General features: G+C 62.4%; 23 protein-coding genes and 1 pseudogene. 12 read left to right on the top strand and 12 right to left on the bottom strand.

All coding sequences use genetic code 11. The features are described 5' to 3' along the window. Window positions 1–85 precede the first annotated feature (85 nt). From ACODSJ_RS21450 to ACODSJ_RS21415, 8 genes are all read right to left on the bottom strand, one after another. The gene (locus tag ACODSJ_RS21450; protein WP_489103645.1) at window positions 86–3538 is read right to left on the bottom strand and encodes a GMC oxidoreductase; all 3453 of its coding nucleotides are present in this window, start codon (window positions 3536–3538) and stop codon (window positions 86–88) included. Between the two features lie 1159 nt (window positions 3539–4697). Continuing rightward, window positions 4698–5264, bottom strand: a complete 567-nt coding sequence (locus tag ACODSJ_RS21445; protein WP_489103644.1) for a GNAT family N-acetyltransferase — start codon at window positions 5262–5264, stop codon at window positions 4698–4700. A gap of 292 nt (window positions 5265–5556) precedes the next feature. Further along, window positions 5557–6327: an electron transfer flavoprotein subunit beta gene (gene etfB, locus ACODSJ_RS21440; RefSeq protein ID WP_489103643.1), complete on the bottom strand. Its 771-nt coding sequence runs from the start codon at window positions 6325–6327 to the stop codon at window positions 5557–5559. Between the two features lie 15 nt (window positions 6328–6342). Beyond that, a complete protein-coding gene (etfA, locus tag ACODSJ_RS21435; RefSeq protein ID WP_489103642.1) occupies window positions 6343–7563 on the bottom strand; it encodes an electron transfer flavoprotein subunit alpha in 1221 nt (406 codons plus the stop codon). Further along, entirely contained in the window at window positions 7563–9509 is a 1947-nt protein-coding gene (dgcB, locus tag ACODSJ_RS21430) for a dimethylglycine demethylation protein DgcB (RefSeq protein WP_489103641.1), read from the bottom strand. Before dgcB ends, etfA begins: the two co-directional genes overlap by 1 nt. Before the next feature lie 224 nt (window positions 9510–9733). Next, entirely contained in the window at window positions 9734–11794 is a 2061-nt protein-coding gene (dgcA, locus tag ACODSJ_RS21425) for a dimethylglycine demethylation protein DgcA (protein ID WP_489103640.1), read from the bottom strand. Window positions 11795–11809: 15 nt separating this feature from the next. Further along, the gene (locus tag ACODSJ_RS21420) at window positions 11810–12340 is read right to left on the bottom strand and encodes a DUF5943 domain-containing protein (protein WP_024776567.1); all 531 of its coding nucleotides are present in this window, start codon (window positions 12338–12340) and stop codon (window positions 11810–11812) included. A gap of 79 nt (window positions 12341–12419) precedes the next feature. Next, entirely contained in the window at window positions 12420–13397 is a 978-nt protein-coding gene (locus tag ACODSJ_RS21415; protein ID WP_024776566.1) for a dipeptidase, read from the bottom strand. 235 nt (window positions 13398–13632) lie between these two features. Between ACODSJ_RS21415 and ACODSJ_RS21410 the strand changes: the two genes are divergently transcribed. The 4 genes and pseudogenes from ACODSJ_RS21410 to ACODSJ_RS21395 all read left to right on the top strand — a co-directional run bounded on the left by ACODSJ_RS21410 (window position 13633) and on the right by ACODSJ_RS21395 (window position 15496). Continuing rightward, window positions 13633–14034 (top strand): lysozyme inhibitor LprI family protein, encoded by a 402-nt coding sequence (locus ACODSJ_RS21410; protein WP_489103639.1) that lies wholly within the window; start codon window positions 13633–13635, stop codon window positions 14032–14034. 11 nt (window positions 14035–14045) lie between these two features. Beyond that, window positions 14046–14117: pseudogene (locus ACODSJ_RS21405) on the top strand (helix-turn-helix domain-containing protein); the annotation flags it as partial. A gap of 125 nt (window positions 14118–14242) precedes the next feature. After that, the gene (locus ACODSJ_RS21400; protein ID WP_489103638.1) at window positions 14243–15019 is read left to right on the top strand and encodes a bestrophin-like domain; all 777 of its coding nucleotides are present in this window, start codon (window positions 14243–14245) and stop codon (window positions 15017–15019) included. Window positions 15020–15079: 60 nt separating this feature from the next. Next, complete coding sequence (locus tag ACODSJ_RS21395; protein ID WP_489103637.1) at window positions 15080–15496, top strand: DUF3010 family protein; 417 nt, start codon at window positions 15080–15082, stop codon at window positions 15494–15496. A 71-nt stretch (window positions 15497–15567) separates the two neighbouring features. Here ACODSJ_RS21395 and ACODSJ_RS21390 read toward each other — a convergent pair whose 3' ends face one another. Next, window positions 15568–15732 (bottom strand): hypothetical protein, encoded by a 165-nt coding sequence (locus ACODSJ_RS21390; RefSeq protein WP_489103636.1) that lies wholly within the window; start codon window positions 15730–15732, stop codon window positions 15568–15570. Between the two features lie 50 nt (window positions 15733–15782). Further along, the gene (locus ACODSJ_RS21385) at window positions 15783–16742 is read right to left on the bottom strand and encodes a GlxA family transcriptional regulator (RefSeq protein WP_489103635.1); all 960 of its coding nucleotides are present in this window, start codon (window positions 16740–16742) and stop codon (window positions 15783–15785) included. Between the two features lie 187 nt (window positions 16743–16929). Here ACODSJ_RS21385 and choX point away from each other — a divergent pair, with 187 nt between their 5' ends. The 5 genes from choX (at window position 16930) to ACODSJ_RS21360 (ending at window position 21033) form a co-directional block, all read left to right on the top strand. Further along, window positions 16930–17874 carry a choline ABC transporter substrate-binding protein gene (choX, locus tag ACODSJ_RS21380; RefSeq protein WP_489103634.1) on the top strand — a complete coding sequence of 315 codons (945 nt, stop codon included), beginning with the start codon at window positions 16930–16932 and terminating at the stop codon, window positions 17872–17874. Between the two features lie 70 nt (window positions 17875–17944). Next, window positions 17945–18832, top strand: a complete 888-nt coding sequence (gene cdhC / locus ACODSJ_RS21375) for a 3-dehydrocarnitine:acetyl-CoA trimethylamine transferase CdhC (protein ID WP_014340599.1) — start codon at window positions 17945–17947, stop codon at window positions 18830–18832. 192 nt (window positions 18833–19024) lie between these two features. Beyond that, the gene (locus ACODSJ_RS21370) at window positions 19025–19990 is read left to right on the top strand and encodes an L-carnitine dehydrogenase (RefSeq protein ID WP_489103633.1); all 966 of its coding nucleotides are present in this window, start codon (window positions 19025–19027) and stop codon (window positions 19988–19990) included. A 26-nt stretch (window positions 19991–20016) separates the two neighbouring features. Then, on the top strand, window positions 20017–20493 hold the full coding sequence (locus ACODSJ_RS21365) for a thioesterase family protein (RefSeq protein WP_489103632.1): 477 nt from the start codon (window positions 20017–20019) through the stop codon (window positions 20491–20493). Between the two features lie 276 nt (window positions 20494–20769). After that, window positions 20770–21033 carry a hypothetical protein gene (locus ACODSJ_RS21360; protein WP_489103631.1) on the top strand — a complete coding sequence of 88 codons (264 nt, stop codon included), beginning with the start codon at window positions 20770–20772 and terminating at the stop codon, window positions 21031–21033. 115 nt (window positions 21034–21148) lie between these two features. Here ACODSJ_RS21360 and gbdR read toward each other — a convergent pair whose 3' ends face one another. Next, window positions 21149–22252 (bottom strand): choline metabolism transcriptional regulator GbdR, encoded by a 1104-nt coding sequence (gene gbdR / locus ACODSJ_RS21355; protein ID WP_489103630.1) that lies wholly within the window; start codon window positions 22250–22252, stop codon window positions 21149–21151. A 609-nt stretch (window positions 22253–22861) separates the two neighbouring features. Continuing rightward, complete coding sequence (locus ACODSJ_RS21350; RefSeq protein ID WP_489103629.1) at window positions 22862–24238, bottom strand: L-serine ammonia-lyase; 1377 nt, start codon at window positions 24236–24238, stop codon at window positions 22862–22864. Between the two features lie 428 nt (window positions 24239–24666). On the opposite strand from ACODSJ_RS21350, the gene ACODSJ_RS21345 reads away from it, so the two are divergent. The 3 genes from ACODSJ_RS21345 to ACODSJ_RS21335 form a co-directional block, all read left to right on the top strand. After that, window positions 24667–25614, top strand: a complete 948-nt coding sequence (locus ACODSJ_RS21345) for a choline ABC transporter substrate-binding protein (protein WP_489103628.1) — start codon at window positions 24667–24669, stop codon at window positions 25612–25614. A gap of 66 nt (window positions 25615–25680) precedes the next feature. After that, a complete protein-coding gene (gene choW / locus ACODSJ_RS21340; protein WP_489103627.1) occupies window positions 25681–26526 on the top strand; it encodes a choline ABC transporter permease subunit in 846 nt (281 codons plus the stop codon). Then, a partial coding sequence (locus ACODSJ_RS21335) for an ATP-binding cassette domain-containing protein (protein WP_489103626.1) occupies window positions 26523–26790 on the top strand: 268 nt, incomplete at its 3' end. The genes choW and ACODSJ_RS21335, both read left to right, overlap by 4 nt.

Here is a 26790-nt window from a genome sequence, read left to right as displayed (position 1 = left end):
AGGACTTCAAAAGCGACGACTGCTTCGCCCGAGGCGTCGGACCGGCCGAGCGGGAGCAAGCTCCCTCGCCACGGATGGCGAACAGCTATCCAAGCGCCGTCTTCTCCAGGTGCTCAAGGATGATCGGATACACATCCACCACCGCATCCTTGCCGAACATGCAGTCGATGTGGCCGTAGCCCGGGATCTCGTGGCGGCTGAACAGCTGCGGACCGTGCATATCGCACAACCGCTCGTAGGTCTTGAGTGTGCTTTGCGGCAGGTAGCACTGGTTGTCCGCGCCGCTGATGAAGCAGATCGGCAATTTCAGCCGGTCGAAATGCGGCATGTAGACGTCGTTGCCCTTGAAGTCCACCAGGTGCCCCTTGCGCACGATCAGCGCCAGGTGCTCGAAGGTCTGAATGTTCGATTCGCCGAACAATTCATGCAGGTTGTCGTGCAGGGTTTCGTTGAGGGTGTCGTGGCGGTACAGCGACGCATACATGAACGTGATGCGATGGCAGACCGGGTTGGTGCAATAGCCCTGGGCCTCGATCCGGGCATAGCCGTTAAGCGCCTTGTCGTAAAGCTTGTTGAACCAGCTTTCCTTGGTGTCGGCATAGGCCGTGAGGGACTTGATGCCGATGGCGTCGAGCATCCCCGGCAGGTGCAGGCCGGCCTTGAGGCCCGTCGCGGTGGCAACCACCGTGTCGGCGGCGATTTGCGAGCAGACCACCGAGCGCACCCCTTGCAACCCCGCCAGCATCGACATGAAGAAAGTCGTCGCGCCATAGCAATGCACCACGCATTGCACGTCACGGGCCAGGGTCGCCTGCTGGATCTGCTCGATGGCGGCCTTGAAGTCGTACTGGGCCACCTGGTCGCCGTTCCACTCGCGCTTGCTGGCCGGCAACAGGATGCTTACCCGCAAATCCAGCAGCCAGACGTCATATTCGTGTTTGCACAGGTACTCCAGCAGATTGGTGTGGACGGTGTCGGTGGAGAAGATATTCGAACCCACGCCCAGGCCATGCACCAGCATCACCGGGCCTTTGTTGCCCGCCTGGTAGCGGGTCAGGCGCAACTCGACGCTGTCCTCGGTCTGGAAGAAATGCACGACCGGTGCCGGCGCATCCAATGGCCGTTTCAACCGCGGCGGGGCGTCGGGATTGAAATACACATCGCCGGCGAACACCCCGCCGTAGCTTTCCCACAAGATCCCGGCAAAGAACTTGCCGAACCGCGCCAGGGCCTCCACCCGTTCGCGTTCGTTGCGCGCGTTGAGCACCTTCATGGTGGTCATCTGCTTGGCGAAGTCGGCCGGCTGGATGTGCATCACCCCTGAACCGAGCACCGCGCCGCTCTTGTCCGGCCCGTGATAGAGCGTGACGTACAAGGTGCTCGTGTCGTGCCAGACATTGAGCACGCCGTTGTCCTCGGGCACGGTCTTGAAGGCGCTGAAGTAATAGTCGCTGCCGTCTTCGGCGGTCAGCTTCATGTCGTAGTTCATGTGCCGAACATCGACCTGTTCCTGATACTGCTCGAACAGGTTGAACACGCCATTGCTGGCCACCAGGGGCTTGGGCGAGAGCATCGGTGCGTCGAGGGTACCCACCAGGGTCGCGGCGTGTTCCGGTTCCTTGATCAGGCGATTGAGGTCGGCGGCGGTGATGGTCAGGGTGAAGTCGATGGACGAATTGTCCGCCTTGCCGCGCTTGGCCGCCGCTTCGTAGACCGTCAGGTCGGTGCCTTGAGGCTGGGCGAAGGCGGTGGAAAAGTAGCCCTTCATGGTTTCAGTGAACTGCACGCCAAGGGTCGGCGCCGCCACCGGTTTGCGCGGCGCGGAAGGCAGCGTGTAGTCGATGATCCAGCCCCGGTCGGCCGCCAGCAGGCCCATGTTGCGCTCACTCACCGCCGAGATGGTCAACAGCGGGTTGACCGCCAGCGACGTCGGGATCACCGCGCCGTCCGCCACATACAAACCTGGGTGGACATCGGTGCCGCTGGTGCCACTGAACACCTGGCCCTTATGGTTGACCACGCCTTGGGTCGCGTCTTCGCCCATCACGCAACCGCCCAGCGGATGGACCGACACGATGCTGTGCTTGAGCAGCTTGGTCCAGATCGGGTTCTCGACCCAGATCCCACCCAGGGCCTTGGTGCTCTGGTGCAGGCGCTCGTTGCCGAGGGTGACGTTCTCTTGCTCGCCGACGCCGGGCCAGTCGATGCGCAACTGGTCTTTGTTGTCGAGCACCATGCGCCCCTTGGCGTTGTCGTGGCTCATGATCAGGTAGGTCTGCATGTTATGCAGCGCGCCGTAGTACGGGCCGCGCAGGAAGCTCTCGGCTTCGCGGGCCTTGTATTTGACCCCGGCGCCGAAGCCGGTGTCGGTGGGCACGCCGATCATCCCGGCGAACGCCGCCATGCTCGCCACCATGGGACGACCGAGGGCGCCGGGGATGGAGCCTTCCTCGATGACCATGCGGCTGCGCCAGTCGCCCTCGGTGCGCATGTCGATGATCGAGGTGATGCACGGCCCTACCGGCTCCAGTTCCTTGGCCGAATGGGCGCCGAAGCCGATGCCGTTGATGACCTGGTCGCAGTTGTGGCCGAACCCGAGGATGTCGCCGTTACCGCTCATGTTCTCGCCCAGCTGGCTGGACATCGACAGGCCCTTGTCCCGCGAGCGCAACATGATCTCGGTGGTGCCCAGGGTGCCGGCGGAGACCACCACGATGTCGGCCCGCACGAAGAGCGTGGGCGCCGAGAACAGCTCGCGACCGCTGTCCAGGTACTGGAAGTGCACGATCCAGCCATTGCCGTCACGCTCGAGGTGGCGCACCTCGGCCTGGCAGAAAATCTCCGCGCCGTGGTTCCAGGCATCGGGCAGGTAATTCATCAGCGTGGTGTTCTTGGCCTTGTTGTTACAGCCCGAGACGCAATCGCCACAGCCGTTGCAAGGCAACTGCTCGACGCCGACGTGATTGAGGTTGTTGGGCAACTTGTCGAAGGTCACGTTGATCGGCGGCTTGTAGAAATGCGCGCCTTGCTTGAGGTAATCGGCGGATTTTTTGTGGGCATCGAGCTTGGGCAGGTTCGGCTGCGAGGCCGGATACGAATTGGGCTTGAGCATCTCCCGGGCCCGCGCGTAGCCGTCCTTGAGCAGCGTGTCGCGGTGTTCGCGCACCGCTTGTGGCCAGCGCGGATCCTCGAACACACCCGGCTCCGGCTCCAGTGAAACGTTGGCGTTGATCAACGACGTGCCGCCCAAGCCACAACCCACCACCACGTTCTGCTGGGCATTGACGTGCAGGTCGAACAGCCCGGTGCGCGAACCGATGTGGCCGTCCGGGTCATGCACCTGCAACTCCTCGGTGGCGGCCAGCATGGTGTTGGGGTATTCGCCGGGCTGCATCTCGCGGCCACGTTCCAGCAGGCACACCTTGCGCCCGGCCCGGGACAGGCGCGAAGCGGCAATGCCACCGCCGTAGCCGGAACCGATGACGATCACGTCGTAGTGTTCCTTGATGTCACTGATGGGGGTCGAGATCCGAGTCATGTCCAAGTCCTCTCATGGCAGATGGGGGCAGATGGGGCAACTCTGCGGTTGCCTGCAAATCAGGCGCACGGACGCCTGGCCACTCTCCGGTACAGCGGCGAGCGGCAGTCAGCGGTTTACTGGGGGGAGTTTTAGAGCGGGCTATAGGCGCGCACGCTGATTGACCGCACGACGGTGAGTTCGCCGGGGCAACGAGGTCGGGGGCGTCGGGGCGCCCATCACAGGGCCTGGCACAAGAAAGTTCGGGTAGGCGCTGCGGCCCTGGCTATCCATCATGCGTTCTCCCTGAACCAGATGTGGATACATTCGCGGTGTCCTTGTGCCATGAGTGAAGACACGCGACAGTCCCACGTCAAGGCAGCTCCTTAGAACTGTATGAAATTTGACCAATTACGTTTGGGACTATACCCGGCGTGACTTGCAGCGTTTGGCGAACAAGTTATCCACATGACCGCCCACAGCAAATGGGGACAACTGCATCTGTTGACCGTCTCGTTGCGCCAGCAAAGCCAGGAAAAACCGCGGCTTACCAACACGGGTGGCCAGCCAGGCCGATTGGCTATTTTTCGAACAATCACCGCAAAGCCCCGCCGGACATGGCGTGCAAAGGAAAGCGAACATCTTATCCACAGAAGCGCCAACAGCGTTTGGGGGTAATTGTGACGGCTCTGTGGAAAACCAGCGCAAGGCCTGGATAAACCCGCGTTTGCTGCGCTTTTTCGGCGGAAAAGCCTGAATTGTTCAATTAATGATCAAACCCCTGAAAAGCACGCGGTGTAAGGGCTACAGCGGAAAGCGAACATCTTATCCACAAAGGCGCCAACAGAGATTGGGGGCAAGTGGCGAGCCGGGTCGAAGGTTATCCACCTCTAAAAGTCCATAAAAACAGGGGCTTAGGCTGATCGTTTTTTGATCGCAGGCTTGGAGGGCTTGATTGACGTGGGGTACGGCGAGGGGCGAACAGGTTATCCACAGAGGCGCGCACAGCGATTGTGGGTAAAGCCCTGCCTGGAATCAGCTTTTACGCTCAACCCTGTGGGAGCGAGCCTGCTCGCGATGGCGGTGGTTCAGTCAATATCAATGTGGCAGGAGTTCCGCTATCGCGAGCAGGCTCGCTCCCACAGGGGCTTGGCGTGTTTGGAGGTGACGTGCCCTGCACTCAAGGCCGATGCATGAGGTACGCCTCCCCCGTCACCCGGATCATCGGATGCGGGACGACCTGGCAGGTCTTGACGATACCGAAGCCGTGACGCTCATAGAAACGTCGGGCCCCGGTGTTGGCGGCGTAGTCGATCAGGCTCAAGCCGTTGAGCGCCAACTGCTCGGCACGCTGCTGGGCCAGTTCGAGGAAGCGAACGCCCAGCCCCTTGTTCCGCCAACCCTCGTGCAGGGCCAGGCTGGAAATGTAGAGCGTGTCAGGCACTTCCATGTCGGCATACGGTGCCAGGACCGGGTCGGTCACGGGTGCCGCCTCGGGATCGTGGCGCATCACGTAGCTGTGCATCATGCCGATGACCTGCCCGCCAGCCTCGGCGATCAGGCAGTTCTGGTAGGAAAAATCGACTGTTTCCCGGGCATAACGCGCAGCGCCCACGTCGAGAAGGTCCTGCCCCGGCCCGGCCAGTTGGCTCCAGATGTAATCCGACGCGCCTTCCGAGGAAATCTGGAACAGACGGGCGATATCGCGCGTATCCGAGGGCTTAGCTGGACGAAATTCCACTTCCATTGATCGGGCTCCGTTGACTGTCGAGCGGCCTTTGTAACGCGTAGGTTCGTGGCGTAACAACACATCAGGCCAGCGCTTGTATGGCCGGATGTTGCGGCAGGTTGGGTGGGTCGTTTTTTTTGGGCGAAGACTTGAAGGGCGTGATTTGCCTGGGTATGCCGCAAACTTGTGTAGGAGCGGGCTTGCTCGCGAAAGCGATCTGTCAGTCAAATTTTCACGACCTGACCCACCGCTTTTGCGAGCAAGCCCGCTCCCACAAGAGCCCGCCCAGGGGGCGGAAGAATCGCTGGGCTTAGCGCACCACCCCTTCCTCGACCAGCAACTTGAGAATCGCCTCGGCACCCGCTTCTGGGCTGAGGCCCTTGAGCACTTGCCCGCCTCCGCCGCTGGCCTTGGCCGTGGCGGCTTTCATGCGGTCGGCGCCGCTCTTGGCCTTGATCACTTTCAAGCGCTTGGGCCGTGGCTTGGCCGGTTGCAGGGTGGCCACTGCCAGCAAGGCATCGTCGACCACCTCGACCTCTTCGGCGTGCAAGGCGCCGCGCCGGGCCGGACCGAAAGCGCTTTGCCGAGGCTTGGGCGCGGCGTTATCCACAGTGGCCAGGAACGGCAAGCGCACCTTCAGGCGACGCCGTTGGCCGCGTGGCAAGGCTTGCAGCACCAGGGCCGCGCCTTCGTTGATGGATTCGACTTCCGCCAGCCCCACCACCAGCGGCCAGCCGAGTTTTTCCGCCAGCAGGAACGGCAGCATGCCCGAGCCTTCACCGGTTTCCGCCTGGCTGCCGGTGAGCACCACTTGGGCACCCGCGTCACGCAGGTAATCGGTCAGGGCCGGCAGTGCGTCGGCACCTGCGGGGTTATCCAGCACGTGGAGTTCGTCCAGGCCCATGCCCAGGTAAGCGCGCAGGGCCGGCTCGGCCACGTCGCCGGCGTGCAGCACTTGCAGGTCCTTGCCGGCCAACTGCAGGCCCAGCTCCACCGCCCGGGCGTCCTGCTCGGCGCGCCGGGGCCGACCGGAAGTCGGGTGGGCGCCGATGGACACCAGGCTGATCACTTGAGTACTCATGGTTGAATCCTTCGCTTAAGCCGCATCGCGCTTGGCTTCGTTGCGGTAAGCCTCTACCGCCGCGATCAAGGCTTGGAGAATCGCCGAGCCGTCGCCAATCACCGACAGGTCCGCCCGCTTGATCATGTCGCAGCCCGCATCGAGGTTGATCGCCACCACCTTGTCGCAGGCACCGATGCCTTGCAGGTGCTGGATCGCCCCGGAAATACCGACCGCCACGTAGACCCGCGCCGTGACCCAGGTGCCGGATGCACCGACCTGGCGATCACGGGACATGAAGCCGTCGTCCACCGCCACCCGCGAAGCGCCTTCGGTGGCGCCCAGGGCTGCGGCAGTCTTGTGGAACAGCTCCCAGTCCTTGACTCCGTTGCCGCCGGAGAAAATGAATTCGGCTTCGGCCATCGGGATCGCACCCGGATCGACCGCCACCGCACCGAGGTCCTCGATCCGCGACAGGCTGCGTGCCACGCCTGTGGATAACTCCACCGGCAAGGCCTCGTGGCGGGTTTCGCTGACCGGCTCGGCGCATTCGGCCGCCGCCAGGATCAAGCGCGCCAACGGTCGGGCCAAGTCTTGCAGCCCGGCACCGGCGCGGCCGATGCACTCTTCGCCCTTGACCTGCCAGACCCGCGTGGCCGGGCGTTCGCCCAAGGCTGCGGCAAAACGTCGGCCCAGCTCGCCACCACCGCTGCGACTGTCAGGCAGCAACCAATGGCGTGGGTTGAACTGGTTATCCACAGCCCGCAGGCCCTGGACCCGTTGTTCCGGTGCATAACCACTGAATTCATCGCCTTCAAGCACCAGCAGGCGATCGACGCCCGCCGTGGCAAAGGCGTTTTCCTTGTGCTCGCCAAAGACCACCGCCAGCACCGCACCGTCCTTTCCGGCCAGCTGATGTGCCAGGCCAAGCAGATCGCGGTCGTGGCTGCTCAGGCGGCCACCGACCATGTCCGGGACGACGCTGATGTAGAACGCCGGTTGCGCCACTTGATGCAGCGGCAACTGGACCTCAGCGGCGGCGCTGCGTTTGGCCGTGCCGCCCTGCTGGGCGCCACTGCGGTCGATACGTTTGATGCCGTTGGGGCCGATGAAACCGACGCCGTGGACATTCTTGCGAATGACGCCATTAGGGCCCATCCAGCTGTGCTGCACCGGTTGCATGGCCGCATGCAGCGGATGCAGGCGGTTGCGGGCGATCCACTCGGCGCGAGGGTCGCGGCGGATGATGTCGCTCATTAATGCACCTCCGCGGGTTCACGTTTGGCCGGAGCCACTTTGTTCGGGGCCGCGTCTTCCAGCAGCGCGTCGGCCACCAGTTCGGCAATGTCCTTGATCATCGGCCGGGGCTCGACCACGCCTTCGAGCATCGCCGTGCACTGTGGACAACCCACGGCCACCAGCTCGGCGCCGGTCTCGCGGATGTCTTCCATGCGCATGTCAGGGATACGCTGCTTGCCCGGGATGTCGGTGATCGGCGCACCGCCGCCACCGCCGCAGCAACGCGAACGGAAACCGGAACGCTGCATTTCCTTGACCTCGATACCCAGCGCACGCAGCACCTGGCGCGGCGCCTCGTATTCGCCGTTGTAGCGGCCCAGGTAGCACGGGTCGTGATAGGTCACGCTGTCGCCCTTGTGCTGACCGAGGTTCAACGCACCGGCGTCGATGATTTCGGCCAGGTAGGTGCTGTGGTGCTGCACCAGGTAGTTGCCATCGAAGGCGCCGTATTCGTTCTTCAGCACATGGAAGCTGTGGGGGTCGCAGGTGACGATGCGGTTGAAGCGGTACTTGGCCAGGGTCTGGATGTTGCGCTTGGCCAACAGCTGGAACGTTGCCTCGTCGCCCAGGCGCCGGGCCACGTCGCCGCTGTCGCGCTCTTCGAGGCCGAGCACGGCAAAATCGATCTTCGCCGCCTTGAGCACTTTGACGAACGCGCGCAGCGTGCGCTGGTTGCGCATGTCGAAGGCGCCGTCGCCGACCCAGAACAGCACGTCGGTGGCTTTCTTCTCGCTGAGCAGGCTCAGGTTCAGGTCCGCCGCCCAGTTCATCCGCCCGCCCGGGGCAAAGCCGCCCGGGTTGTCGGTGGCGATGAGGTTTTCCAGCACTTCGGCGCCCTTGTTCGGCGTGGCGCCTTTTTCCAGGGTCAGGTGACGACGCATGTCGACGATGGCATCGACGTGCTCGATCATCATCGGGCACTCCTCGACGCAGGCCCGGCAAGTGGTGCAGGACCACAGGGTCTCGGCATCCACCAGGCCGTTGACGATCGGCTGGTGCGGATGGCCGCCGTGTTCGCCCACCGGTTTGCCTGGATAAGGGCTGCCGGCGAATTTCGCATCGGTGCCGCCGGCCAGGCCGACGACCATGTCCTGGATCAGCTTCTTCGGGTTCAGCGGCTGGCCGGCGGCGAAGGCCGGGCAAGCGGCTTCACACTTGCCGCACTGCACGCAGGCGTCGAAACCGAGCAGTTGGTTCCAGGTGAAATCCTTGGGCTTTTCCACACCCAAGGGTGCCGCCGGGTCGTTCAGGTCCAGCGGCTTGAGGCCGGTGGAACGGCCACCGCCAAAGCGCTCGGCGCGGCGGTGCCAGGCCAGGTGCAAGGCCCCGGCGAAGGCGTGTTTCATCGGCCCGCCCCAGGTCATGCCGAAGAACAACTCCGACACGCCCCACAGCACGCCCACACCGAGAACGGCCACCACCAGCCAGCCACCGAAGTTCTCCGGCAGGATACCGGCCACCGGCAGGGTCACCAGGAAGAACGAGGCCGAGAACGCCAGCAGGCTTTTCGGCAGGCGCATCCACGGGCCTTTCGACAGCCGTGAAGGCGGGTTGCGCCGACGCAGATAGACGAAGACCGCACCGACGAACATCACCGCCGACATCAGCAGCAGCGCGTAGCCGAGGAAGCGGTTATGCAGGCCGAAACCGTGCACCAGGATCGCCAGCACGATGGACGCCACTGCACCACCGGCCGTGGCGACGTGGGTGTTGGCGATGTATTTGTCCCGCGCCACCACATGGTGCAAATCCACCATGTAGCGCTTGGGCATGGCAAAGAGACCGCCGATCAGGTCGACCTTGGACGGTCGCCCCCGGCGCCACATGTTCACCCGCCGCACGGCACCGAGGACCGCCAGGCCCAGGGCTGCGAACAGCAGGATGGGAAGAAGGGTGTTCAACATAGGTGAAGCTCCCAAAGACCTCAGGGTCGTGTGCGCGCCGGTGAGAGCGACGCACCTACTTGTGGCGAGGGAGCTTGCTCCCGCTGGAGCGCGAAGCGCTCCCAAAACAGCCCCAGGTGTAACCCTGATGCTCCTCGACTGATGATTTGGGGCCGCTTCGCCCGAAACGTCGGACCGACCCAGCGGGAGCAAGCTCCCTCGCCACAGGTGATGGTGTTAAGCCGTTAGAAATCCTTGCACAACCGCAGGGCGTCATAGATGGCCGCGTGGGTATTACGCTGGGCCACGCAGTCGCCGATACGGAACAGCAGGTAGCCGTCGCCGCTCTGTTCCAGGCATGGCTGCGGCTTGATCGCGAACAGGGCTTCGACGTCGATCTGGCCCTTGTTGCGCGAACCGTCCTTGAGGGCGTAGTAGATTTCTTCGTCCGGACGCACGCCGTTTTCCACCACCACCTGGTCGACCACGCGTTCTTCCTTGGCGCCGGTGTATTCGTTCTCCAGTACTGCCACCAGCTTGTCGCCTTCGCGGTAGACCTTCTCCAGCATCATGTCCCCGGTCATGATCACTTCTTTCGGGTACATGCTGCGGTAGTACGTCGGGAACGAGGTCCCGCCAATGGCCACGCCCGGCTTGATATCGTCGGTGACGATCTCGACCTGGCTGCCCTTGTCGGCGAGGAAGTCGGCCACCGACATGCCGGTGAACTCGCAAATGGTGTCGTAGACCAGCACGTTCTTGCCCGGTGCAACCTTGCCGTCGAGCACGTCCCAGCTGCTGACCACCAGCCCTTCGGCGGCGCCCCAGTGCTCGTTCTGCTCCAGGTTCGGATGCCCGCCGACTGCCAGCACGACCACGTCCGGACGCAGGTCCATGATGGTGGCCGCGTCAGCCGCCACGCCCAGGCGCAGGTCGACTTTCAGGCGTGCCAGTTCCAGTTGGAACCAGCGGGTGATACCGGCGATCTGGTCACGCTGCGGCGCTTTCGACGCCGTGGTGATCTGTCCGCCGATGAATTCCTTCTTCTCGAACAGGGTCACGTCGTGGCCACGTTCGGCGGCCACGCGAGCGGCTTCCATACCCGCAGGACCGGCACCGACCACCACCACCTTGCGTTTCGGCCCGGTGGATTTCTCGATGATGTGCGGCACGCCCATGTATTCACGGGAGGTCGCGGCGTTCTGGATGCACAACACATCCAGGCCCTGGTACTGACGGTCGATGCAGTAGTTGGCGCCGACGCACTGCTTGATCTGGTCGACCTGGCCCATCTTGATCTTGGCGATCAGGTGCGGGTCGGCGATGTGGGCGCGGGTCATGCCGACCATGTCGACGTAACCGCCCTCCAGGATGCGCGTGGCCTGGTTCGGGTCCTTGATGTTCTGCGCATGCAGCACCGGGACCTTGACCACTTCCTTGATACCGGCGGCCAGGTGCAGGAACGGCTCCGGTGGATAACTCATGTTCGGGATGACGTTGGCCAGGGTGTTGTGGGTGTCGCAACCCGAACCCACCACGCCGATGAAGTCCAGCATACCGGTGTCGTCGTAGTACTTGGCAATCTGCTTCATGTCTTCGTGGGACAGGCCGTCCGGGTGGAACTCGTCACCGCAGATGCGCATGCCCACGCAGAAATCGTCACCCACTTCGGCGCGCACGGCCTTCAGCACTTCCAGGCCGAATTTCATGCGGCCTTCGAAGCTGCCGCCCCATTCGTCGGTCCGCTTGTTAACGCGCGGGCTCCAGAACTGGTCGATCATGTGCTGGTGCACGGCCGACAGCTCGACGCCGTCCAGGCCGCCGGCCTTGGCGCGACGTGCGGCCTGGGCGTAGTTGCCGATCACCCGCCAGATCTCTTCCGGCTCGATGGTCTTGCAGGTGGCGCGGTGCACCGGCTCACGCACGCCGGACGGCGACATCAGGGTCGGCCAGTTGAAGCCGTCCCAGCGCGAACGACGACCCATGTGGGTAATCTGGATCATGATCTTGGCGCCATGCTTGTGCATGGCATCGGCCAGATTCTGGAAGTGCGGGATGATGCGGTCGGTGGACAGGTTCACCGAGCTCCACCATTCCTGCGGGCTGTCGATGGCCACCACCGACGAACCACCGCAGATCGCCAGGCCGATGCCGCCCTTGGCCTTCTCTTCGTAGTACTTCACATACCGGTCGGTGGTCATGCCGCCGTCGGTGGCGTAGACCTCGGCGTGCGCGGTGCTGAGCACGCGGTTGCGGATGGTCAGTTTACCGATCTGGATCGGCTGGAACATTGCTTCAAAAGCCATGGCGCGATCCTCGACTTACAACGGCTTGACGATGAACAGGCCATCGTCGTGGCCTTCTTCGGAACCGCCGTAGACCTGCTCGGCCACGGTACGGATCGAACTGCCACGGGCGGCCAGGATCTGGTCCATGGCGCCGGCGAACCAGCCAGTGAACATGTAGTCGACCTTGCGCCCGACCTTGCCGTACACATAGACGAATGCCGAATGCTCGAGCTTGACGCTGCAGGTGCCCTTGTCCAGGTCGATGTCCTGGATCTTGAACAGGCCCCAGCCACGCTGCGACAGGCGCTTCATGTAGTGCTCGAACACCGCAACGCCTTCCAGGCCATGGCATTCGGCTTCTTTTTCACACCAGTGCCAGGCCGATTTGTAGCCGGCCTTGTAGAGGATCTCGGCGTAGGCGTCGGCGCCCAGCACTTCCTCGATGCCCATGTGGTTATTGACGAAGAAGTGACGCGGCACGTACAGCATCGGCAGGGCGTCGGAGGTCCAGACACCGGTTTCGCTGTCGACTTCGATAGGCAGTTGGGGGGCGATTTTGGCCATGAAAACTTGACTCCGGAAATTCGTGGTATTGCCTGCGGCGCAGAGGGCCGCAGGTAGAGGATTGGCGGCGCGGCGGCGTTTATTCGCCCCAGACGTCCTTCAGGACATTGACCCAGTTTTCGCCCATGATCTTGCGCACCACTCGCTCGGAATGGCCGCGCTTGAGCAGCGTCTCGGTGAGGTTCGGGAACTCGCCCACGGTGCGGATGCCCAGGGGGTTGATGATCTTGCCGAAGCTGGTCAGACGACGGGCGTAGCCCTTGTCGTGGGTCAGCATCTCGAAGAACGCCTGGTCATGGCCCTGGGTGAAGTCGGTGCCGATGCCGATGGCGTCTTCGCCGACGATGTTCATGGTGTATTCGATGGCTTCGGCGTAGTCGTCGATGGTCGAATCGATGCCCTTGGCCAGGAATGGCGCGAACATGGTCACGCCGACGAAACCACCGTGATCGGCGATGAACTTCAGTTCTTCATCGGACTTGTTGCGCGGGTGTTCTTTCAGGCCGGACGGCAGGCAGTGGGAGTAGCACACCGGCTTCTTCGATTCGAGGATGACTTCTTCGGAGGTCTTGGAACCGACGTGGGACAGGTCGCACATGATGCCGACACGGTTCATCTCGGCGACGATTTCGCGACCGAAGCCCGACAGGCCGCCGTCACGCTCGTAGCAACCGGTACCCACCAGGTTCTGGGTGTTGTAGCACATCTGAACCACACCAACGCCCAGCTGCTTGAAGATCTCGACGTAGCCGAGCTGGTCCTCGAAAGCGTGGGCGTTCTGGAAGCCAAAGATGATGCCAGTCTTGCCCTGTTCCTTGGCGAGGCGGATGTCGGCGGTGGTTTTCACCGGGATCACCAGGTCGCTGTTCTCGCGGATCAGCTTCTGGCTGGCGGCGATGTTGTTGATCGTGGCCTGGAAGCCCTCCCATACCGACACGGTGCAGTTGGCGGCGGTCAGGCCACCCTTGCGCATGTCTTCGAACAGGTCGCGGTTCCATTTGGCAATGATCAGACCGTCGATAACGATGCTGTCGGCGTGCAACTCGGCTGGGCTCATCAGGCAGTCCCCTTTTTGTCAGCGATTCATGCGCCGAATCGTGTGCCGGCGCTTTGGGGCCAGCATATGCCGGAGGGCCGTGGCGACCGGGTGCAAAAACGACAGGGGAATTGCCGAAAGCGTCAATCCGCGACAAAGGGTTACGACAGGCCCACCCTGCCCGTCTGTTCTTTACCCGACGCTTGCGCCAGAATCCGCCGCATCACTGGTTTTCCTGGACTCGAGCGGCAACGCGATGAAATCAATTTTCCTGGCTCTGGCACTGATCAGCACCGTCGCACACGCGACCGAAGACACCGAACAAAACCCTTGCGACGCCGTGGAAAACGACGTCCAGACCCTGGCCTGCTCGGTCTACGGCAAGACTGCCGCCGAGCAATTGCTGAGCGAAAACCTGCAAGGCCTCTTTGAGCGCCTGCAAACCCGCTACACCAGCGACAAGGCCCAACTCGCCGACATCACCAACAAGATCAAGGCCGCCCAGCAACTCTGGCAAAAACAGCGAGACGCCGACTGCGCCATCGCGGCCTTCCCGGCCAAACCCGGCAGCGAAGCCTACAAAATCGCCGAAAACGACTGCATGGCCCAGGTGAGCGACGACCGGTCGGAGTTCTTGGAGTCGATTGGGCAGGAGTGAGGGCTGTCTACGGGCCGTGGCGGGCAACCCGCGAGAAAATTGCCGCGGCTTTCGGCATTCATGCTGATCAGTTGGAGCTGTAGTCAGCGCCGTTCGTCATTCGATCAGCGGCTACAGGAATAATCCGCAACGCCTTCTACACTGGCTGCATACCCGTCCGAGCCCGGCCGTACAGACGAGTCACACACGACGATCAGGAGATTTTCGTATGCTCTCGCTTGCCGCCCTGCCTTTCTACGGGTTAGCCATTTTCATCGCCATCGTGCTGGGCATCGAGGCCGGGCGTCGGGTCGGCAACCATCATCTGGCCCTGGACCCTGACGGCGCCCGCCAGGGCATCGGGGCCATCGAAGGGGCGGTGTTCGGCCTGCTGGCGCTATTGATTGCCTTTACCTTCTCCGGTGCGGCCTCGCGCCTGGACCAGCGACGCGCACTGATCGTCGCCGAAACCAACGCCATGGGCACGGCCTGGCTGCGGCTGGACCTGCTGCCGGCCAGCGAGCAGCCGGCCTTGCGCAAGGCTTTCCGGGATTACGTCGACGCCCGCATCGAGTACTACCGCAACCTGCGAGAAGACGCATTCGACGAAGCCGCCTATGAGCGGGCCAATGATCTGCAGCAAGCCATCTGGAAACGCACCGTCGCCACCCTCCAACAGATGCCCACCCCAACCTTGGGCACTCCGGTGTTGCAGGCGCAAAACGAAATGATCGACATCACCACCACCCGCACCGTCGCCCAAGAAACCCACCCACCATTGGCCATCTACCTGATGCTGGTGATCATGACCCTGATCAGCGCCCTGCTGATCGGCTACGGCATGGCCGGGACAAAACGGCGAAACTGGCTGCACAGCCTGGGCTACGCGGCGGTCATGGTCTCTGTGTTGTATGTGATCCTGGACTTCGAATACCCACGCTTCGGCGTGATCCGGGTCGACGCTTTCGACAAGATCATGCTGGATCTGCGCCAGGGCATGAACTGAACCACGCGCTCGTCCGGGCGGGATACACTGCAACGCCAGACCTCCAAACCAAGGGCTCACATGATTATCTGCGGCATCGAAATCAAAGGCAGCGAAGCGATCATCGCCGTGGCCTCGCTGGATCAACAGGCCTTGGGCCACGTCGCCCTGAACACCAAGAAGATCGCCCTGGACGACGATGACGAAGTGGCCAACGTCAAGGCCTTCGCCGCCCAGCTGCGGGCGTTCGTGGCGGATAACGGCATCGAACGGATCGCCATCAAGAAGCGCAGCAAGAAAGGTGAGTTCGCCGGTGGGCCGACCACGTTCAAGATCGAAGGGGTGTTCCAACTGCTGGAAGGCTGCGAGGTGACGTTGTTGTCGCCGCAAACCATCAACGCGCAAAGCAAGAAACACGACTTCGCCCTGCCGGCGACGCTGAACAAGTACCAGCATGAGGCTTATAAGGCGGCGTGTGCGGCGTTGGTGAAGAAATAGACACCTTTGAGCCGAACACCCTACCTGTGGCGAGGGGATTTATCCCCTCGCCACAGGACGTATTTCCTGACTCAGGGTTGCTTGCGATAGCCCTTCAACCAATCCGCAAAAGCCTTGTCCTCCAGCGCGTAGCCGCCGCGATTGGACTTCCACACCAACGCGTGCTGGGCTTCGTCGATCACCAACACCACGGTTTTATCGGCGGCACCGCGCAACAGCTCCAGCGCCTGACTCAATGTCGTGCCTTCGGGCAGTTGTGGCGGGCTGAATTAACTATGAAAACCTGTCAAACCAGCTCCCGCCCATCCCCCTGCCGTCGCCGATCTTCCCGGGGACAGCGCGCAAACCGCGCCCGATAGCTACGGGTGAAGTACGACGGTGATTCGAAACCGCAGGCGATGCTCACTTCCAACACGCTCAGGTCGGTCTGGCGCAGCAGTTGCCGGGCCTTTTCCAGGCGCAGGCGCAGGTAGAAATTGCTCGGGGTGTCGTTCAGGTGCAGGCGGAACAGGCGTTCGAGCTGGCGGCGGGTGACGCCGATGGACTCGGCCAGTTCAAGGGTGCTCAGCGGCGGTTCGCTGTGGGTTTCCATCTCGCCGATGACGTGCACCAGCTTCTTGTTGCGAATGCCGTAGCGGCTGGCGATCTCCATGCGCTGGTGATCCTTGCGCGGGCGAATGCGGCCGAGCACGAACTGTTCACTGACCTGGATCGCCAGGTCCGCGCCGTGGGCCTGGCCGATCAGGTCGAGCATCAGGTCGATGGACGCGGTACCGCCGGCGCAGGTGATGCGTCGACGGTCGATTTCGAACAACTCCTGGGTCACGCTCAGTTGTGGATAAGATTCCTTGAACGCCTCGATCGCTTCCCAGTGCAGGGTTACGCGGTGCCCCTCCAGCAACCCGGCCTCGGCCAGGATCACGCTGCCGGTGTCGATCCCGCCCAGGATCACGCCGTCACTGTCCAGGCGATGCAGCCAGCGCTCCAGGGCTGGTGTCACGAACTTCAACGGCTCGAACCCGGCCACCACCCAGAGGGTCGCGCCTTTCTTCAGAGGCTCCAGCGCCGCATCGGCGTTGACCGACATGCCATTGCTCGCCAGCACCGCCCCGCCATCGCGGCTCAACACATGCCAGCGGTACAGCTCGCCGCGAAAACGGTTGGCGACCCGCAAGGGCTCGATGGCCGAAATGAAACCGATGGCCGAAAAACCCGGCATCAACAAGAAGTAGTAATCCTGGGACATGGAGCACACTCGGTTGGCGGGCAGCGTGCGGACCTTGATACGCCAGTTGCAACAACCGTACAAGAGTCGCTGCAGTGCAAGAGCACGTCGCCGCAGTGCGTTTTGCCAGGGGCCGGGCTGCGTAACTTGGCATCACCGGCGCGCAGACACCGGAACCCATAACAATAAGCTGCCGAGGACCCACGCCATGAAACGATTGATCAGTTACTGCGTTCTTGCACTCAGCGCCACCCAATTCCTGAGCCAGGCTGCCATGGCCGCCGAGCCCGCCGCGTGCAAAGACGTGCGCCTGGGCGTGGTCAACTGGACTGACGTGATCGCCACCAGCGCCCTGACCCAAGTGATGCTTGATGGCCTCGGCTACCAGACCAAACAGACCAGCGCCTCCCAGCAAATCATCTTCGCCGGCATCCGTGACCAACGCCTCGACCTGTTCCTGGGCTACTGGAACCCGCTGATGACCCAGACCATCACCCCGTTCGTCGAGGCCAGGCAAGTCAAGGTGCTGGAACAACCCAGCCTCCAGGACGCCCGCGCCACCCTGGCGGTGCCGACGTATCTGGCCGACAAGGGCCTGAAGACATTCGCCGACATCGCCAAGTTCGAAAAAGAGCTGGGCGGCAAGATCTACGGCATCGAACCCGGCTCCGGCGCCAACACCCAGATCAAGGCGATGATCGCCAAGAACCAGTTTGGCCTAAGCAAATTCCAGTTGGTGGAGTCCAGCGAGGCCGGCATGCTCGCCGCCGTGGACCGGGCCGTGCGGCGCAAGGAAGCCGTGGTGTTCTTCGGTTGGGCACCGCACCCGATGAACGTCAACGTGCAGATGACCTACCTCACCGGCAGCGAGGACGCCCTCGGTCCGAACGAAGGCATGGCTACCGTCTGGACGGTCACCGCGCCGGACTACGCTGCGCAATGCCCGAACGTCAGCCGCCTGCTGAGCAACCTGACCTTCAGCGCCGAAGACGAGAGCCGGATGATGCAGCCGCTGCTCGATCACAAGGACCCGCTCGAATCGGCCCGGCAATGGCTCAAGGACCATCCACAGGACAAGCAGCGCTGGCTCGAAGGCGTGACCACCTTCGATGGCAAGCCGGCCGCCAACAACCTGAAACTGACCAGCAACTGACCCGACGCTATCCCCCTGCGCAGCACAACGCGCTGCGCAGTGACTCACCTCGCCTGAAGGAAACCGCACCATGAACCACGACGTCATCATCACCTGCGCACTCACCGGTGCTGGCGACACGACCGCCAAGAGCCCCCACGTGCCGGTCACCCCGAAACAGATCGCCGCGGCCGCCGTCGAGGCCGCTAAGGCTGGCGCCACGGTGGTCCACTGCCACGTCCGCGACCCGCAGACCGGCAAGTTCAGCCGCGACGTGGCGCTGTACCGCGAAGTGATGGAGCGCATCCGTGAGGCGGACGTGGACATCATCGTCAACCTCACCGCCGGCATGGGCGGTGACCTGGAGATCGGGGCAGGCGAACGGCCAATGGAGTTCGGTCCCAACACCGACCTGGTCGGCCCCCTGACCCGCCTGGCCCACGTCGAGGAGTTGTTGCCGGAAATCTGCACCCTGGATTGCGGCACCCTCAACTTCGGCGACGGCGACACCATTTATGTCTCAACGCCTGCACAACTGCGGGCCGGCGCCAAGCGCATCACCGAGCTGGGGGTCAAGGCCGAGCTGGAGATCTTCGACACCGGCCACCTGTGGTTTGCCAAGCAATTGATCAAGGAAGGCCTGCTGGACAACCCGCTGTTCCAGCTCTGCCTGGGCATCCCATGGGGCGCACCGGCCGACACCACCACCATGAAAGCCATGGTCGACAACCTGCCGGCGGACGCGGTATGGGCCGGCTTCGGCATCGGCCGCATGCAAATGCCGATGGCGGCCCAGGCCGTATTGCTGGGGGGCAACGTGCGGGTTGGGTTGGAAGACAACCTGTGGCTGGACAAAGGCGTACTCGCGACCAACGGCCAACTGGTGGAGCGCGCGGGCGAGATCCTCAGCCGCCTCGGCGCACGGGTGCTCACGCCGGCTGAAGGTCGCAAGAAGATGGGGCTGACCCAGCGCGGCTGAGCGACTTAGGAACATTGCTTGAAGAGCAGGGCCTGTGGGAGCAGGGCCTGTGGGAGCAAGGCTTGCCCGCGATAACGGTATGTCAGTCGACATCTCTGTTGAATCCACTGCCGCCATCGCGGGCAAGCCTTGCTCCCACAGACCCTGCTCCCACAGGAGGCGATCACCGAACTATTTTTTCAGGAAACCACCATGAGCTTTATCACCGACATCAAGACCTTCGCCGCCCTGGGCAGCGGTGTGATCGGCAGCGGCTGGGTCAGTCGCGCACTGGCCCATGGCCTGGACGTCGTCGCCTGGGATCCGGCACCGGGCGCCGAGGCGGCCCTGCGCAAGCGCGTCGCGAATGCCTGGCCGGCCTTGGAAAAACAAGGCCTGGCGCCGGGCGCCTCGCAGGACCGGCTACGCTTTGTCGCGACCGTCGAGGAGTGCGTGTGCGACGCCGATTTCATCCAGGAAAGCGCTCCCGAGCGCCTGGAGCTGAAACTCCAACTGCACAGCCAGATCAGCGCCGCCGCCAAGCCGAACGCGTTGATCGGTTCCAGTACCTCGGGGCTGCTACCGAGCGAATTCTACGAAAGCGCCACTCACCCGGAACGCTGCGTGGTCGGGCATCCGTTCAACCCGGTCTACTTGTTGCCGCTGGTGGAAGTGGTCGGCGGCAAAAACACCGCGCCCGAAGCCGTGCAGGCCGCCATGCAGGTGTATGAATCCCTCGGCATGCGTGCGCTGCACGTGCGCAAGGAAGTGCCCGGCTTCATCGCCGATCGCCTGCTCGAAGCGCTGTGGCGCGAGGCGCTGCATCTGGTCAACGACGGAGTCGCTACCACCGGGGAAATCGATGATGCGATCCGTTTTGGTGCCGGCTTGCGCTGGTCGTTCATGGGCACGTTCCTGACGTACACCCTGGCCGGCGGCGACGCCGGAATGCGTCACTTCATGGCCCAGTTCGGCCCGGCCTTGCAGTTGCCGTGGACCTACTTGCCGGCGCCGGAACTGACCGAAAGACTGATCGACGATGTGGTGGACGGCACGAGTGCGCAACTGGGCAACCACAGCATCTCGGCCCTGGAGCGCTACCGCGACGATTGCCTGCTGGCGGTGCTGGAGGCAGTGAAAACCACCAAGGCCAGGCATGGGATGGCCTTTGCCGAATAACCACCGCCCCCCTGTGGAGTTCCACGATGCCCACCCTCACCACCTACCAAACCCGCATCCAACCCGAATGGGTCGATTACAACGGCCACCTGCGCGATGCCTTCTACTTACTGATCTTCAGCTACGCCACCGACGCGCTGATGGACCGGCTCGGCCTGGACAGCCAGGGCCGCGAGGCCAGCGGCCATTCGCTGTTCACCCTGGAACTGCACCTCAATTACCTGCACGAAGTGAAGCTCGACGCCGACGTCGAGGTGCACACACAGATCATCGGTCACGACGCCAAACGCCTGCACCTCTACCACAGCCTGCATCTGGTGGGCGGCGATAAAGAACTGGCTGGCAATGAACAAATGCTGCTGCACGTCGACCTGGCCGGTCCCCGTTCGGCGCCCTTCACGGAACAGACCCTGGGCCGGTTCGACGTTTTGCTCGATGAACAATCCGACCTGCCGCCGCCGACCTACATCGGTCGGGTCATCGCCCTGCCTACCGCCCGATAAGCAAATTTCCCGCTAATTCTCACAGGCAAAAAAATCCCCGATCCAGCCGTGACAGGATCGGGGCAGTTGGCGTTACTGGAGGAGCTGCAGCGCGAGGGTGACCAAACCATCGTGATTCAGCTTGAGGCCAGTGTGCCCCCTGCGCGTTCGTTCGAGTTAACCGAAAACGACCTGTTCATAGGTATCCGGGCCATTGAGACAATTTGCCCTTGCCGCCGCTTCGGGTGGCTACCAGAATCGGTTCACGACCCCAATCCCGGAACAAGGAAAAGCGTCATGATGCACGCCGATTTGATCGACCAGGAAGACCTGTTGGGCCAGCTCAAGGCCCTCGGGCTGCAGATACCCAGCGGCGCCACGGCCGAGCAGGCCTGCGAATGCGCGGTACGGGGTCTGGACAGGGCTCGCGCCAATGAACTGCGCAGGATGGTCAAGGAGATGTACACCAGCAGCGCGACCATCCTGCCGGCCGTGCGCCAGGCGATCGACAAGCAGCTGTTGCCCGCGTTGGCTGAATATCAGCAAAACCACAGCGCCTGAAAAACCCATCGCGAGCAAGCTTTGCTCCCACGGATCTCCGGGGATGTACGTTGCGTACTTCACCCAGAAGATCCCCTGTGGGAGCAAAGCTTGCTCGCGACGAAGGCGCCTCGGTCTAGAGCCTTACACTGGCAAACGTCGACTCATTGCGCGCCTGGCTCAATGCCGACAACGGGCCGGACAACGGCGACATCACGATCGCCTGCGGCAGTGGCATCATCGCCACCTGTTGCGTGGTATTGGAACCTACGCGCTCATCGCGCGGCGGGATGCCAAAGTACTCGCGGTAGCACTTGGAGAAGTGCGGCGTGGAGACGAAGCCACACACCGACGCCACTTCGATGATCGACATCGGCGTCTGCTTGAGCAACTGCCGCGCGCGAATCAACCGCAGCTTGAGGTAGTAGCGCGACGGCGAGCAGTGCAGGTATTTCTGGAACAGCCGCTCCAGCTGACGCCGGGACACGGCGACATACACCGCCAGTTCGTCCAGGTCGATCGGCTCTTCGAGATTGGCTTCCATCAGTGCGACGATTTCCTGCAACTTCGGCTGGTTGGTGCCGAGCATGTGCTTGAGCGGCACGCGCTGGTGATCCTGCTCGTTGCGGATACGCTCGTAGACAAACATCTCGGAAATCGCCGCCGACAGTTCACGGCCATGATCGCGGCTGATCAGGTGCAGCATCATGTCCAGCGGCGCGGTGCCGCCGGAGCTGGTGAAACGATTACGGTCGAGGGTGAACAGGCGCGTGCTCATCGAGACCCGTGGGAAAGCTTCCTGCATCGCGGCCAGGCATTCCCAGTGCACGCTGCAATCGAAACCGTCCAACAGGCCGGCGCAGGCCAGGGCCCAACTGCCGGTGCACACAGCGCCGAGACGACGCGACTGGCGGGCCTGGCCTTGCAGCCATGACACGTGCTCGCGGGTGACCGTGCGCTGGATGCCGATGCCGCCACAAACGATGACGGTGTCCAGGGATGGCGCTTTGTGCATGGCGGCGTCGGGGGTGATCTGCAATCCGTCACTGGCCCAGACCTGCCCACCGTCGACGGTCAGGGTGGTCCAACGATACAGCTCGCGGCCGGACAGCTGGTTGGCCATGCGCAGCGGTTCTACCGCGGACGCCAGGGAAATCAGCGTGAAATTGTCCAGCAGCAAAAAGCCGATGGATTGAGGCGCACGGTTCTGGGGTTGGGCCCCGGAGTTGGACGTCGTCATCGCGGTATCTCCTCACACAAAGCGGGTAATGGCCTCAGGCTCAGGCTCTTTTTATTGATTGTTGCCCTGGGCTTTTTTACAAGCGTCGGGCTATACAGCGATACAGCAAATGCCATGCCTAAAGTTGAATACGCGTTCGATAAATCCTGAAAACGACATCCCGGCCCGTCTATATAAGGCGTGCGTCGAGTGGGGTTATAAGCGCGATTCAACGCCGGCCGGCACCTGTCACAGCGGACTGTGAGCAGTTCGGTAGCACTTGTGGGAACTGGGTTGCGGCGCTTGCGCTACGGGTATCACCACTGTGGCGAAGGATGGACGATCAAGCGCAGACGCAAGCGCGCCCCGCCACAGCCAACTTGTCTGTTTGCGACGCGCTAAAAGGTGGCGTGTTTTCCGCTCGGTGTTCATTTACCGAGCGGTTTCGATCGGGCGAAAAAAGGTAAATCTTTGGAAGCCAATGTGGGAGCAAAGCTTGCTCGCGATAGCGGCAGGCCTGTCACTGCGATGCTGAATGTACCTGCCCAATCGCGAGCAAGCTTTGCTCCCACAGTGTTTGGCGCCGGTTTCGCGGGCAAGCGTTTGCTCCCAGAGAATCCCAGGGTTCGATCAGCACTCCACCGCACTGACCGCCAGGCCGCCGCGCGATGTCTCTTTATATTTGTCATGCATGTCGGCACCGGTATCGCGCATGGTGCGGATCACCCGGTCCAGGGAGATGAAATGCTGGCCGTCACCGCGCAGCGCCATTTGTGCGGCGTTGATCGCTTTCACGGCGGCAATCGCGTTGCGCTCGATGCACGGCACTTGCACCAGGCCGCCGACAGGATCGCAGGTCAGGCCGAGGTTGTGCTCCAGGCCGATTTCCGCCGCGTTGCACAGTTGCTCCGGCGTGGCACCGAGCACCTCCGCCAATCCCGCCGCCGCCATGGCGCAGGCCGAACCGACTTCCCCCTGGCAACCGACTTCGGCACCGGAGATCGAAGCGTTCTTCTTGCACAGGATGCCCACCGCTGCCGCACCGAGGAAATAATCCACCACGTTGGCGTCGGTCACCGCCTCGCTGAACCTCATGAAGTAATGCAGCACCGCCGGAATAATCCCCGCCGCGCCATTGGTCGGCGCGGTCACCATGCGCCCGCCGGCCGCGTTCTCTTCGTTGACCGCCAGCGCATACAGGTTGACCCACTCCATGGCGCTCAAGGTCGAACCGATGACGTTCGGCTTGTTCAACTCTTGCAGGCTGCGATGCAACTTCGCCGCACGCCGGCGCACATTCAAGCCGCCGGGCAGAATGCCCTCGTGCTTGAGGCCGTGCTCGACGCAATCTTGCATGGCTCGCCAGAGTTTCATCAGGCCGCTGCGGATTTCCTCTTCCGAGCGCCAGACCTTCTCGTTGGCCATCATCAATTCGGCAACCCGCAGGTTGTGGGTGCGGCACAACTGAAGCAGTTCTTCGGCGCTGGAAAAATCGTAAGGCAGCACGGTGTCGTCCAGATCCACCACGCCGCTGGACGCCTGGGCCTGGTCGACGACGAAACCACCGCCGACTGAATAGTAGGTGTCGCGATGCAACTCACCGTTGTCGCCTTCGACTATTAATGTCATCGCGTTGGGGTGGAACGGCAGGTTCTCGTCGAGCAGTCGCATGTCCCGCGACCAGACGAAAGGCACCGGCAGGTGACCGTCCAACAGCAGCGTGTCGGTTTCACGCAACTGCGCAATGCGCGGGGCGATCTGCGACGGATCGATTGCATCCGGCCACTCGTTCATCAGGCCCATGATCACCGCCGTGTCGCTGCCGTGACCGATGCCAGTGGCCGACAGCGAACCGAACAACTGCACCTCGACCCGACGCACCTCCTGCAACAGGGCCTTTTCCCGAAGCGACTGGACAAACAATGCTGCCGCGCGCATGGGGCCAACGGTATGGGAACTGGACGGGCCGATACCGATCTTGAACAGGTCGAACACGCTGATTGCCATTGTCGAAAATCTCCAGAACAGGCACTTCCGGACGCAGGAGCGGCCGGTGACGGAGCTGCTACGCTCAACGCCGGGATGGCCGCATCATCCGGCTTTTGCCTAGGGGTTCGACGTCTGACACCGACGCAATCATGCCCAGTAACGCCGCCCGCCCTTTAGCCCGGTTTTGCGCCGCTTTTTCGCGTTTCAGAGGCCTGCAAAGGGCTGAAAAAATCTGTAAACGACGTCACCGACACTGGATGCGACCCTCCCTGTACTGGATACGACTATCCCTGTAGGCGTCGGATTTGCACTGGTACATGATCAGTTACGGCTCGTTTGCAAGGCCGCGTTGTCAAGAGATTGCCCACGCGCCACCAACCGCAACATCCCATAAGCGTGCGGTTGTCCCAAGCGGACACCGCCGATAAAACACCAGGAGTGCACCCATGAAAGGTACCAAGCCGTTGTTGTTGGCCGCCATGCTGAGTCTTCCGATGCTGGCCAACGCCGCAGACCCCGCACAGTGCAGCACCGTTAACTTTTCCGACGTCGGCTGGACCGACATCACCGTGACCACGGCCACCACCAGCGTGGTACTCGATGCGTTGGGCTACAAGACCAAGACCACCATGATTTCCGTGCCGGTGACCTACAAGTCCCTGGCCGACGGCAAGAACATGGACGTATTCCTCGGCAACTGGATGCCGACCATGGAGAACGACATCAAGGCCTACCGCGATGCCGGCACCGTGGAAACCGTGCGCACCAACCTTACGGGCGCCAAGTACACCCTCGCCGTCCCCCAGGCCCTGTATGACAAAGGCCTGCATGACTTCGCCGACATCGCCAAATTCAAGAAAGAACTCGATGGCAAGATCTACGGGATCGAGCCTGGCAACGACGGCAACCGCCTGATCCAGAGCATGATCGAGAAGAACGCCTTCGGCCTGAAAGACGCCGGCTTCAAGGTCGTCGAATCGAGTGAAGCGGGGATGCTTTCCCAGGTTGACCGCGCCTCCAAGCGTGGCACCGACGTGGTGTTCCTCGGCTGGGCGCCGCACCCGATGAACACCCGTTTCAAGATCCAGTACCTGACCGGCGGCGACGACTTCTTCGGCGCGGATTTTGGCGCGGCCACCGTGGCGACCAACACCCGCAAAGGCTACAGCCAGGAATGCAGCAACGTTGGCCAACTGCTGAAGAACCTTGAATTCACCGTCGACATGGAAAGCTCGCTGATGGGCAACGTGCTCGACGACAAGATGAAGCCCGAGGCCGCCGCCAAGGCCTGGCTGAAAAAGAACCCACAGGTGCTCGATACCTGGCTCGCTGGCGTGACCACCATTGACGGTAAACCAGGCCTGGAGGCCGTGAAAGCCAAGCTCGCCCAGTAACTTGCTTATGCCGGGCGAGTTCGCTCGCCCGGGCTGTTTATTCCTTGCATGCGGACGTTCACTACCATGCTCATTGATCAGAAAATACCCTTAGGCCAGTACATGGCGGCTTTCGTGGAATGGTTGACGCAACACGGCGCCAGCCTCTTCGACTTGATCGCCCTGTCTCTCGAAACAATGATTCACGGCGTGACGTTTGCGCTGGTCTGGTTCAACCCCCTGGCCTTGATCGGCCTGATTGCAGCACTCGCACATTTCATCCAGCGCAAAGTGGGCCTGACGCTGTTCGTCATTGCCTCGTTCCTGTTGATCCTGAACCTGGGTTACTGGCAGGAAACCATGGAAACCCTGGCCCAGGTGATGTTCGCCACCCTGGTCTGTGTCGTCATCGGCGTGCCGCTGGGCATCATCGCCGCGCACAAGCCGGTGTTCTACACCGTGATGCGTCCGGTACTCGACCTGATGCAAACCATTCCGACCTTCGTGTACCTCATTCCTACCCTGACCCTCTTCGGTCTGGGTGTTGTCCCAGGCCTGATCTCCACGGTGGTGTTCGCGATTGCCGCACCCATCCGCCTGACTTACCTGGGCATCCGCGACGTCCCCGACGAACTGATGGACGCCGGCAAAGCCTTCGGCTGCTCCCGTAGCCAGTTGTTGTCGCGCATCGAACTGCCCCATGCGATGCCCAGCATCGCGGCCGGTATTACCCAATGCATCATGCTGTCGCTGTCGATGGTGGTCATCGCCGCCCTGGTGGGTGCCGACGGCCTGGGCAAACCCGTGGTCAACGCACTGAACACCGCCGATATCGCCCTGGGCTTCGAAGCTGGCCTGGCGATCGTCTTGCTGGCGATCATGCTCGACCGGATCTGCAAACAACCCGACGCAAAAGTAGGGGGTGACGCATGAGCATCATTCGTTTCGAAGACGTCGATGTTATTTTCTCCAACCGCCCCAAAGCCGCGTTGGAACTGTTGGACAAGGGCTTTTCGCGCCCGGAAATCCTGCAGAAGACCGGCCTGATCGTCGGTGTGGAAAAAGCCAGCCTGTCCATCGAGAAAGGCGAGATCTGCGTACTGATGGGCCTTTCCGGCTCCGGCAAATCCAGCCTGCTGCGTTGCATCAACGGCTTGAACACCGTCAGCCGTGGCAAGTTGTTCGTCGAGCACGAAG

It is taken from the genome of Pseudomonas sp. FG6, assembly GCF_057809015.1.
This window is presented reverse-complemented; position numbering and strand designations above follow the sequence as displayed.

What these genes read in the sequence shown, in the direction of transcription:
- ACODSJ_RS21450 (WP_489103645.1), bottom strand. Translation starts at nt 3,538, where the DNA reads ATGACTCGGATCTCGACCCCCATCAGTGACATCAAGGAACACTACGAC.
- ACODSJ_RS21445 (WP_489103644.1), bottom strand. Translation starts at nt 5,264, where the DNA reads ATGGAAGTGGAATTTCGTCCAGCTAAGCCCTCGGATACGCGCGATATC.
- etfB (WP_489103643.1), bottom strand. Translation starts at nt 6,327, where the DNA reads ATGAGTACTCAAGTGATCAGCCTGGTGTCCATCGGCGCCCACCCGACT.
- etfA (WP_489103642.1), bottom strand. Translation starts at nt 7,563, where the DNA reads ATGAGCGACATCATCCGCCGCGACCCTCGCGCCGAGTGGATCGCCCGC.
- dgcB (WP_489103641.1), bottom strand. Translation starts at nt 9,509, where the DNA reads ATGTTGAACACCCTTCTTCCCATCCTGCTGTTCGCAGCCCTGGGCCTG.
- dgcA (WP_489103640.1), bottom strand. Translation starts at nt 11,794, where the DNA reads ATGGCTTTTGAAGCAATGTTCCAGCCGATCCAGATCGGTAAACTGACC.
- ACODSJ_RS21420 (WP_024776567.1), bottom strand. Translation starts at nt 12,340, where the DNA reads ATGGCCAAAATCGCCCCCCAACTGCCTATCGAAGTCGACAGCGAAACC.
- ACODSJ_RS21415 (WP_024776566.1), bottom strand. Translation starts at nt 13,397, where the DNA reads ATGAGCCCAGCCGAGTTGCACGCCGACAGCATCGTTATCGACGGTCTG.
- ACODSJ_RS21410 (WP_489103639.1), top strand. Translation starts at nt 13,633, where the DNA reads ATGAAATCAATTTTCCTGGCTCTGGCACTGATCAGCACCGTCGCACAC.
- ACODSJ_RS21400 (WP_489103638.1), top strand. Translation starts at nt 14,243, where the DNA reads ATGCTCTCGCTTGCCGCCCTGCCTTTCTACGGGTTAGCCATTTTCATC.
- ACODSJ_RS21395 (WP_489103637.1), top strand. Translation starts at nt 15,080, where the DNA reads ATGATTATCTGCGGCATCGAAATCAAAGGCAGCGAAGCGATCATCGCC.
- ACODSJ_RS21385 (WP_489103635.1), bottom strand. Translation starts at nt 16,742, where the DNA reads ATGTCCCAGGATTACTACTTCTTGTTGATGCCGGGTTTTTCGGCCATC.
- choX (WP_489103634.1), top strand. Translation starts at nt 16,930, where the DNA reads ATGAAACGATTGATCAGTTACTGCGTTCTTGCACTCAGCGCCACCCAA.
- cdhC (WP_014340599.1), top strand. Translation starts at nt 17,945, where the DNA reads ATGAACCACGACGTCATCATCACCTGCGCACTCACCGGTGCTGGCGAC.
- ACODSJ_RS21370 (WP_489103633.1), top strand. Translation starts at nt 19,025, where the DNA reads ATGAGCTTTATCACCGACATCAAGACCTTCGCCGCCCTGGGCAGCGGT.
- ACODSJ_RS21365 (WP_489103632.1), top strand. Translation starts at nt 20,017, where the DNA reads ATGCCCACCCTCACCACCTACCAAACCCGCATCCAACCCGAATGGGTC.
- ACODSJ_RS21360 (WP_489103631.1), top strand. Translation starts at nt 20,770, where the DNA reads ATGATGCACGCCGATTTGATCGACCAGGAAGACCTGTTGGGCCAGCTC.
- gbdR (WP_489103630.1), bottom strand. Translation starts at nt 22,252, where the DNA reads ATGACGACGTCCAACTCCGGGGCCCAACCCCAGAACCGTGCGCCTCAA.
- ACODSJ_RS21350 (WP_489103629.1), bottom strand. Translation starts at nt 24,238, where the DNA reads ATGGCAATCAGCGTGTTCGACCTGTTCAAGATCGGTATCGGCCCGTCC.
- ACODSJ_RS21345 (WP_489103628.1), top strand. Translation starts at nt 24,667, where the DNA reads ATGAAAGGTACCAAGCCGTTGTTGTTGGCCGCCATGCTGAGTCTTCCG.
- choW (WP_489103627.1), top strand. Translation starts at nt 25,681, where the DNA reads ATGCTCATTGATCAGAAAATACCCTTAGGCCAGTACATGGCGGCTTTC.